8 protein-coding genes (1 of these 8 only partly in view) are annotated in these 8892 nt (G+C 35.3%); 1 reads left to right on the top strand and 7 read right to left on the bottom strand.

Translation table 11 applies throughout. From position 1 onward, the window contains the following. From CPHY_RS00330 to CPHY_RS00310, 5 genes are all read right to left on the bottom strand, one after another. On the bottom strand, window positions 1-1021 hold the 5' portion of the coding sequence (locus CPHY_RS00330) for a YcxB family protein (RefSeq protein WP_012198088.1). Its footprint begins 317 nt before the window's first position; only the first 1021 of its 1338 coding nucleotides appear in the window; its start codon is at window positions 1019-1021; its stop codon lies beyond the left edge, outside the window. Between the two features lie 382 nt (window positions 1022-1403). Further along, window positions 1404-2366: a bifunctional 4-hydroxy-2-oxoglutarate aldolase/2-dehydro-3-deoxy-phosphogluconate aldolase gene (locus CPHY_RS00325; protein WP_012198087.1), complete on the bottom strand. Its 963-nt coding sequence runs from the start codon at window positions 2364-2366 to the stop codon at window positions 1404-1406. Window positions 2367-2562: 196 nt separating this feature from the next. Beyond that, a complete protein-coding gene (locus tag CPHY_RS00320; RefSeq protein ID WP_012198086.1) occupies window positions 2563-3264 on the bottom strand; it encodes a CvpA family protein in 702 nt (233 codons plus the stop codon). Between the two features lie 3 nt (window positions 3265-3267). Continuing rightward, window positions 3268-4464, bottom strand: coding sequence for a DUF5711 family protein (locus CPHY_RS00315; protein WP_012198085.1), 1197 nt, complete (start codon window positions 4462-4464; stop codon window positions 3268-3270). Window positions 4465-4628: 164 nt separating this feature from the next. Next, on the bottom strand, window positions 4629-5939 hold the full coding sequence (locus CPHY_RS00310) for a LysM peptidoglycan-binding domain-containing protein (RefSeq protein ID WP_012198084.1): 1311 nt from the start codon (window positions 5937-5939) through the stop codon (window positions 4629-4631). Window positions 5940-6311: 372 nt separating this feature from the next. Here CPHY_RS00310 and yyaC point away from each other — a divergent pair, with 372 nt between their 5' ends. After that, on the top strand, window positions 6312-6905 hold the full coding sequence (gene yyaC, locus CPHY_RS00305; protein WP_012198083.1) for a spore protease YyaC: 594 nt from the start codon (window positions 6312-6314) through the stop codon (window positions 6903-6905). 64 nt (window positions 6906-6969) lie between these two features. Here yyaC and CPHY_RS00300 read toward each other — a convergent pair whose 3' ends face one another. Next, window positions 6970-8079, bottom strand: coding sequence for a hypothetical protein (locus CPHY_RS00300; RefSeq protein ID WP_012198082.1), 1110 nt, complete (start codon window positions 8077-8079; stop codon window positions 6970-6972). Between the two features lie 117 nt (window positions 8080-8196). Then, the gene (gene recR / locus CPHY_RS00295) at window positions 8197-8793 is read right to left on the bottom strand and encodes a recombination mediator RecR (protein ID WP_012198081.1); all 597 of its coding nucleotides are present in this window, start codon (window positions 8791-8793) and stop codon (window positions 8197-8199) included. Window positions 8794-8892 lie beyond the last annotated feature (99 nt).

The following is an 8892-nucleotide window of genomic DNA, read 5'->3' as shown; positions in this document are numbered from 1 at the left end:
ATACTATACCTGCGATTGTAACAATAATGGTCATCCAAATTGAAGTACCGAAGAAAAGGCTGTATCCCAGTATTATCAAATACAATACAATAACATAGATCCAGAACCCTATCCTCTTAAAGAATTGATTGTACATACAGTATGTCTTTATGGCTTGATCATGATATTCTGTTGAGTTCGTAAACAGTGCTTCTTCCTTTGTTAGCTCTCCTGCTTCCTCAAGCTTTCTTCGATTAAGTCTATACTCCTGCATGTCCTGTGAAATTTTCTTCTTTATCTGAGAAGCTTTCTTATTCTTCTTGTTGAATATAAAAAGAATAACACCAATAATTAATATGAATAGAATTGGAGTAATAAAATCCTTAATACCTATTTCTGATTCTTTAGTAATCTCAGACGCATCTAATATCTTCGTAAATGAAACATTGTCTACCAGAGATCTAACTAATTCCTCTTCCTTATCTTGTATGTAACTTCCCTCTTTATAGATATCAAAACCGATACTTTTCCCATTCATTATGGTCCCATAGACTACTTCACTGACTGGACTTTCTCCCTCTTTCGATTGTAGTCGCAATTTAAAGTATGGGGTTTGCTTGTGTGTATACTCCTCAACGGTAGATACGAATGTATCTGAGTCTTTTCCTACCAAAGAATCGAAATACTCTTGAAGCTCGGTATCCGTCATACTAACTAGGTTCACTATTTCTCTGGTTTTTGAAGAGTCCTTTACCATCATAGTCACGGATGTATTGCTTTTTTTATCGTAAAACAAAACTTTTACACCCATATCATTAAATTCCTTTAACTTTGAATCAATCTGAATGATACCAGCCGCAGCCCAACGCCCATCGTTTTTTGGGGTATCTGGTGTTAACACAATGAAATCATCGGAAATTTCAAGGGTCATATACAAATCATCAAACGTCATCGTTTGCGCCGCTGATACCGTTACTACTTGAGTAAGCATGATGGCAAACATTACACATATAGCAACAAATAATTTTTGAAGTCTCTTCATAGATTCTCCTCCTTCGTCCACGTGATTATAATATAACTATTTTCCAGCTAGAATACAAGAAACTTTATAAAAATTTAGGAAATAATCTTGATATTTATTTTTCTATAGGATGCTCGGTTGCATCCTATCTACATACCATAAAACGTGCAGCTTGGAATCTATGTCTAATGGAGAATGTAGGTCCTTACTTTTATTATAAAATTTTCTATAAATTTATTATAACTATCACTCATTGCTTTCCATTTAATAGTAAATAACCCAACAATGCGACTTCTTATAATTTAAAAATAGCTCTGCACCTAGTATCTAGTCGAAGTTACAATGTAACCTCTTCTTAACACTTGGCACAGAGCCAAAATATAAATTCATTCTAATGGAAGAATTATTTTTTCTGAAGTAAATGTACAGCAAATCCGCCAAGTTCACCCTTTAAGTAAACTGCTACCATCTTGCCACCATTGTATTTCGCTGTGTCCATATCAAATTCAAAGCCCTGAAGCTCCATATGATAGATTGCACGCTCAATGTAATTTGTCTGAATAGCAATATGACCATGAGCTCCAAGATATGGAGTCTTCATAACTTCAATTGCACTTCCAGCAAATATAGAGCTGCTGCCTACATTCTTAGTAAATCCGAATAACTTCTCAAATGAAGTAGCTACTCCGTCTGCTTCCTCTTCGCTTGTTGCATTGATTCCAACATGCTTTAATTCGAAGCCTAACATTGTATTAACAGCTTCTCTTGTAAGTTTCTTGATTTCATCAAACTTACCACCGTTAATTAATGCCTCACTTACCATCCAGCTTCCGCCACAAGCTAAAATCTTAGGGAAATCAAGATAAGAAGTAAGGTTCTTTTCACTAATACCACCTGTTGGCATAAATCTCATATTTACATATGGAGCTGCCATAGCCTTAATCTTTGCAAGACCGCCAGATGCCTCAGCTGGGAAGAACTTAACAGCCTCTAAACCAAGCTCAATTGCCTGCTCGATATCAGTTGGGCTAGATGTACCTGGAGTGATTGGAATACCTTTTTCAATACAATATTTCACAATCTTAGGATTTAAACCAGGGCTAACGATGAACTTACAACCTGCTGCTATAGCACGGTCAACCTGCTCAGTTGTAAGTACAGTACCTGCACCAACGAACATATCAGGGCAAGCCTCTACCATGTTACGGATAGCTTCTTCTGCAGCTGCAGTACGGAATGTTACCTCTGCTACTGGAAGACCTCCCTCACAAAGAGCTTTTGCTAAAGGTGCTGCATCCTTAGCATCATCAATTTTAACAACTGGAATAATTCCTAATTGCTCAAAACGCTTTAATACTTCGTTCATTTTCTATACTCCTTTACTTGTAATATATTAGGACAGTAACTAAGTAAATAGTTCAACTGCACATATCCACCTACTTAATAAGTAGTCATGCTTCTTACGTTTGCTTTATAGATGTAAGTGCTTACAAAGCAAGTATACTCCACCTTTCTCGCAATTTCAAGTTGTAGTTTGATATTTACTTATTTTTTCAGGCTATTCATCCTAGTATGCCAGATAAATTCATTACAAATTTCATGATTAAATTGTTATCATAGAGTGCACTTAAGAATACACTTTCATTCATCATTGTAAAGCACTCTCGTCCGAGCTTTGTACCACTAAAGATAGTTAATAATATAAATAACAACCATACAATGATAAGTCCATGAATACCACCAGCAAGCAAACCTACTAACTTATTGATTTGGTTAAGTATCGGTAACTTACTGATAATATTAAGTACTGTACTTAGTATACGAAGTAAAACAATTAATACAACATAAGTAATTGCAAAAGATATCGCATTAATTACAATGCTCGCAACAGCATGGCTAACGTAGCCTTTAAAATCCTTAACTCCAAGGGCATCATAAGTATCAGAGTTATTATTTTTTTGTAACGTGTTTTTTAAAGACTCTGGTAAAGGTAGTTTACCAATGACACTATCCTCGACCGTTTGGTTAATCTTATCATCGATATCGTCAAGCTTTAATACCTCAGCAGATTTCTCTGACAAATACGTAACTAGTTTTTCATTTTGCTGTAAACTTTTACCCAGATAAGGACTTAATATTAATGTGAAAATAAGAGCAACCACCATTGAAAATATTGAAAAAACTGTTTTAATAAACCCCTTCCTCATACCTAAAAATGCACACAGTATAAGAATTCCTACTACTATTAACACCAACGCATTCATTTTTTACTCCTCCGACTTATTTAATTGAATTTTATCTAGTCCCACATCTGTAACTAAAAGATATTCATTCATACTACTTGTTTGATATAGACTTGTTACATTCGTATGGAACTGCGAAGAAAACTTCATACTGCCATCAATATTCATAATATTACATTCCGTACTACTGTAGAAAATGATTTGATTCTCTATTAAAGTTACGTTTTGGAAGGTAAAGTTCACTTCTTTTTCTAATATCTTTTTCCCTGAAAAATCGTAAAGTAATACTTTTCTTTCCTGTGTATTATTTGTACCATCAAGAATCACCCCTACATACATATCATTATAGCAAATACTATGTATTTTCTCTGTATAGGTTTGTCGCATGATTTCGCGCGGAACTTCTTTTATGGAATATAACGTGATTCCAGTATCCCGAAACGCGGCCACGATTTCATTATTTAAAAACTCAACTTTCGGTATTACCTCTCCTCGATAGTCTGAATAAAATCCTACCAGGTTATCAACTTGATTCTTACCATATTCACCAAAGTTATAAAAAGTAACTTTACTAACTACACCATCATTATCATCATCCACAGCCAAATAGGAGGTTACCAATTTTGTACCATCCTCTGAGATACCAATATCGGTTGGAAAACCGTCCGTTGTAACCATGGTTTTTACATCTAATATTGACTTTCCATTCTCGCTATTCATATCATAAAAATAGATATAATCTGTAGTCCCATTTCCAGTTAACACTGCTGTTACACCTTGAGACGCTATTTTAACCGCTGCAATTGGCTCTTTCATAGTGAGCGCATTTGTTGTTCCTGAACCATTTACAATAACGAGGTCATAACTTCCCATATCAGCAATAGCTGCATAACTACCCCTTACATTAATTATTGGCTTCTTCATACTATAAGAAACGTTCCATAGTACTGTTCCATCTGCACCTATTGCCTCTGCACCATCTCTATTATACTTTATAACTCCATTTTTATATTTTAGGTAGCTACTTTCTTTTGCATTCGTTAGTTCTGTCGATCCGACTACCTTATAAGAGGTGTATACCGCGGTTTTTCTATGTAAAACAATAGCTATCCCTAGAATTATTAAGATTCCTATGACACCAAGGGAAAGGATCAGTCTACGCTTTTTTTTCTTTTTTAAATTCAATTCATCAGCCCTAAGGCTTCTTTTTAATCTCTCCATCTTATTCTCTGCCTATCTTTCTTATGCATTTATCGTCAACAACTCGCTATTACACAATCATTTTGATTCGATTATACCTTATTTTTCATATTATGGCACTAATTTTTTAAAAAAAGCTTGACCCAGAGTAACTGAAGCACACTCTAAGCCAAGCCAATTTTTAGTTATGGTACTAATAATTCTTGCCCTTCAAAGATTACATTTTCATCAACCAATTGATTTAATTCCTTGATTGTCTTCTGCATATTGTAATTCCCATAAAGACGCATGCAGATGCCTGCTAATGTGTCCCCACTCTTAACCTGATATGTTTTTAACTTCGTGACATCAATATTACTTGTTGTTTGATCTGCTCCCTTTGTTGGTATTGGAGTTTCTGCTGGTGCCTGAGTAGCCGTTGGTGTTACAGTTGGGCTTTTTGTTGGTTCTAAGGTCGGAATTATTGTTGGTGTTATTGTTACTTCATCCGTACCCTTCGTTGGCATAGGCGTTGTTTTATTTCCTGATGTCTCAACCGAATCGACATTATCGCCCTTTGATACATCCACATTAGGCTCGTCCACTAAATCCTGGTCATGAATCGGTGTTATGGCTGCAACTTCCTTACTTGTATCTTTGTTCTTATTGGTATCCTTATCAAATATATCTTTAGAAATAGAACTTACTTGTTGTTCTAACTGTTTCATTCTATCTGTATTATTCATAACCGTGATTCCAACTACTAGTGCTACCACAGTCATTAATCCACCAGCAGCGTATCCAAGACGTAACATGTTGCGTTGTTCTTTATCAGAATCGAGAGGTTGCTTCTTTTCCTTTAGAATTGTTCTTATTTCCTTCATGGCACGATCATTTATCTCTAATTCCTCATGCTTTACCTTTTTGTGATCTACCATATAATTCTGCATTTCTAAATTTTTTTCATAATAAATATAATATCCTGGTTGCTGTTTTAAGTCATATCCATCGTATATGTAAAAGTTATCTTCTTTTTCTAGAACATCATAAGTAAGCAGAACCTTATCTCTGCCTGCAAAATTATCAATATGAAATTCCCGAAGTGACGTAATTTCGTCTGTACCAAATCCTGTCCCACCATAATACCATCCAACAATTTCAGCTTCAGAAAAATACTGTTTTATCTTCTCATAGATCATAGCCCAAGAATCTTCTTTTAAAACTATTTTACCGTCCTCAAAGCAGTTCTCTACCAAGATAGCACCATAAATGAAGACATTACGATTATCTTCTTCGTGACGGTATTCCCCCACTAAGACTGCCATACAACGACTAGCGTAATCACTCTCTGCAAGTTGCCTTGTATAAGTCTTTACATAATCCTCCATATAGATTTTTAACTGGTCTCCAATTTTACCAATCTGTCTTACGTTTTTCGGTATTTTTATTTTTGAAGCTGTCTTTTCCATTGTAGCTGCTGTCTGATTGCTTTTATAACCAAACTTTGTGTCATTCATACCAATCCGCCCTTCCACTATAAAACTATGTTCGTTCTTCCTAAATCAAACAAGATACACGATTACTAATATTAGCATCGTATCACAGTGGACTTGCTGTTTTTGTCGGTTTGCATAAGCTAGTTTGGGGTTTTTATCTGTTTTTTTCCAACTCTTTTTGCAGTGTTTTTATTAATTTTTTATGATTCTTCTTTTTCTGAATATTTTTTTCTTTATTTTGTCATAAAACCAAGTTTTTAGTATTACGATTCTATGTCTATGAATCTACCTTACGGAAATACTCTGTAAAGAGACAAGCAACAAAAGTTGCTCTTCATTGATTTTGATTCGTTCATGAAGAAAAAATACCCTAGTGAAAGGTGGATTCCCTATTTGAAGCAATTTGTAGAGAAAAACAAAAAAATTTTTTATTTTGACTCTAAAGAACGCTATTCTCCTTATGATTTTGGAAATACTCTGTTGAATCTTTTGGAAGTAAACAGTTATAAGAATAAAACTATTGTATTTCTATGCATTGGATCGGACCGTGCAACCGGAGATTGTCTTGGGCCATTACTTGGCTATAAGTTATCTCATCTTCCTTCCAAAAACTATGTAGTTTATGGAACCTTAGAAGAGCCGGTTCATGCCAAAAATTTAAAAGAAACGGTCTCTCGTATTTATTCCGAGAATAACAACCCCTTCATCATTGCGATTGATGCCTCTTTAGGGAAAGCCTCACATGTAGGATATTATACTTTAGGCGAGGGACCTTTAAAACCTGGTGCTGGAGTAGATAAAGATTTACCTTATGTTGGTGATTTATTTGTTACTGGAATTGTTAATCTTTCTGGGCTCTTTGACCAAATGCTCTTACAGACTACCCGTCTTGGTACCGTAATGACTTTGGTTGATTATATCTGCCAAGGCATTTCCCATTGCATGTATCTTATGAGAGGTCGGGTTATGGAAAAAACTAATCCATAAAAAATAGCTCCCTTTTAGCAAATCGCTTACGTAAACGATTTACTGAGAGGGAGCTATTTTATCGCTATTCCATTGGTTTATTTAAATCAGCACGGTAGATATTTAATGCCTCTGCTATATTCGTGACGTTTTGTTCTTTCATGATTTCAATAAGGCGGTCGATAGCGACATTGGTAAGCATGTCTTTTCCAAGATAAGATTCATAGCGATTGGTAATTTCTAAGGAAAACTCTTTTACCTTCTCCGCTGCTTTTCGTTGTTCTTCGTGTGCTTCTTTAACCTTACTTTGAAGACCTTTCATCTCCTCCTCATAACGGGATTTGACTTCCTCTGAAACTGCAGCTTTAGTAGTTGACTCAAACTCCACTAAGGCATTCTTCTTTTCTTCCATTAAATGATTCAATTCATCTTCTAATTGTCGAATTTCACCTGTTATTTCGTCCAAGCCATAGACGCTTTCATCTTTATCTTTTCTGATACCTTTTGCCATAGCTCTAATTTTTTTATGATTCTTAGCCATCTTTTGACGAATTGCCTTCATATCAATAATTGCTTCCGTATGGTTTTCCTTGATTTTTTTGTTAATTAAAATATAGAGACCCCCAAAAACAAGTATCGTTACAAAGTAATCAAGAACTAGATATAATGTCTTAGCTGGTAATAAAAACTGATATATACCTACTGGAATTGCTAAAAATAAAATAAGTACAGTAATTAATAGAATGCTAAAATCTTTAAGGGAACAAGGCATAAACACCGCATGAAACCATTTATGGTTAAATACTCTGGAAATATGATTTTTCTGAAATATCGCCTTTAGATCCTGCTTAAGACGAACACCTTCCTTGGTTAAGTCAGCAGTTTCCTCTTCAATTCTTTCGGATACTTTTTTACCAAGCTGCTTTTCTTTTTTAGATTTTACCTTTTTAAGACGTGTTTTGGTTTCATTCATTTGCTCTTCAAAAGAAGCCTCTACTTCCTGACGTCTCTTTCTTAAAACAGCTCCCACTTCATCTGTAATAGCCTTCTGGCGTTCCTCTAACTGTTCTTCCGCTTGCTCTTCTTTAAAAGACCATTCTTTACTACTCCCCTTATAGCCCTCTAATTCAGATAAGTTTTCTTTCATTGTATAAAGAGTTTCAACACCACCCGATAGTACATTTTCATGTTCCATAGGAAACCTCCTATTGTTTATTCTTTTTGTTTCAAGGGGCACACCCCTTTATCCTTTCAGTATACAAGAAAAAGTATGCTTCGCTAACTTTCCCTTGTCATGACAAAAGATCTCAAACTATAACTGAATTCTTCCGTCTAGCGCACGAAGTAATGTTACTTCATCAATGTATTCAAGGTCACCGCCTACTGGTACACCGCTTGCGATACGGCTTACTTTAATGCCAGCAGGCTTAATTAATTTACTAATATACATCGCAGTGGCCTCACCCTCAAGACTCGAGTTCGTCGCTATTATTACTTCATCTACATCCCCTTGAAGACGTAACATTAATTCCTTTAATTTAATATCCTGTGGCCCGATTCCGAGCATAGGAGAAATAGCTCCATGTAATACATGGTAGACCCCATCAAATTTGCCGGTCTTTTCATAAGCTGCTAAGTCTCTCGTATTTTCCACCACCATTATGACCTTTTGATCTCTCTTCTCACTAGAGCAAATAGGGCAAATCTCTTTGTCTGTTAAGGTCTGGCACACTTTACAATATTTAACGTTGCTTCTTGCATCAAGCATCGTTTTTGCAAGATGTTCTACCTGTTCCTTTGGCATATTAATAATATGAAATGCAAGTCTTTGTGCGGATTTCGCACCAATGCCAGGTAACCTACCAAGCTCTTCAATCAACTTACTAATCTGTGTACTATAATAATCCACGGTCCCACCTATTTTCTAAAACATATTTTCTCTATCTAAAATCTAACTGATAAACTATATAAAATAAAACGAATAACAAATTTAAAGTGAGAAATCTTC

Source organism: Lachnoclostridium phytofermentans ISDg (assembly GCF_000018685.1).
Taxonomy (GTDB): Bacteria; Bacillota; Clostridia; order Lachnospirales; family Lachnospiraceae; genus Lachnoclostridium; species Lachnoclostridium phytofermentans.
The sequence above is the reverse complement of the archived record's forward strand: the minus strand, read 5'-3'. Positions and strand labels throughout refer to the sequence as shown.

Excerpts from the sequence above, each read along its gene's own strand:
- CPHY_RS00325 (WP_012198087.1), bottom strand. The coding sequence starts at position 2,366 with ATGAACGAAGTATTAAAGCGTTTTGAGCAATTAGGAATTATTCCAGTT.
- CPHY_RS00320 (WP_012198086.1), bottom strand. The coding sequence starts at position 3,264 with ATGAATGCGTTGGTGTTAATAGTAGTAGGAATTCTTATACTGTGTGCA.
- CPHY_RS00315 (WP_012198085.1), bottom strand. The coding sequence starts at position 4,464 with ATGGAGAGATTAAAAAGAAGCCTTAGGGCTGATGAATTGAATTTAAAA.
- CPHY_RS00310 (WP_012198084.1), bottom strand. The coding sequence starts at position 5,939 with ATGAATGACACAAAGTTTGGTTATAAAAGCAATCAGACAGCAGCTACA.
- CPHY_RS00300 (WP_012198082.1), bottom strand. The coding sequence starts at position 8,079 with ATGGAACATGAAAATGTACTATCGGGTGGTGTTGAAACTCTTTATACA.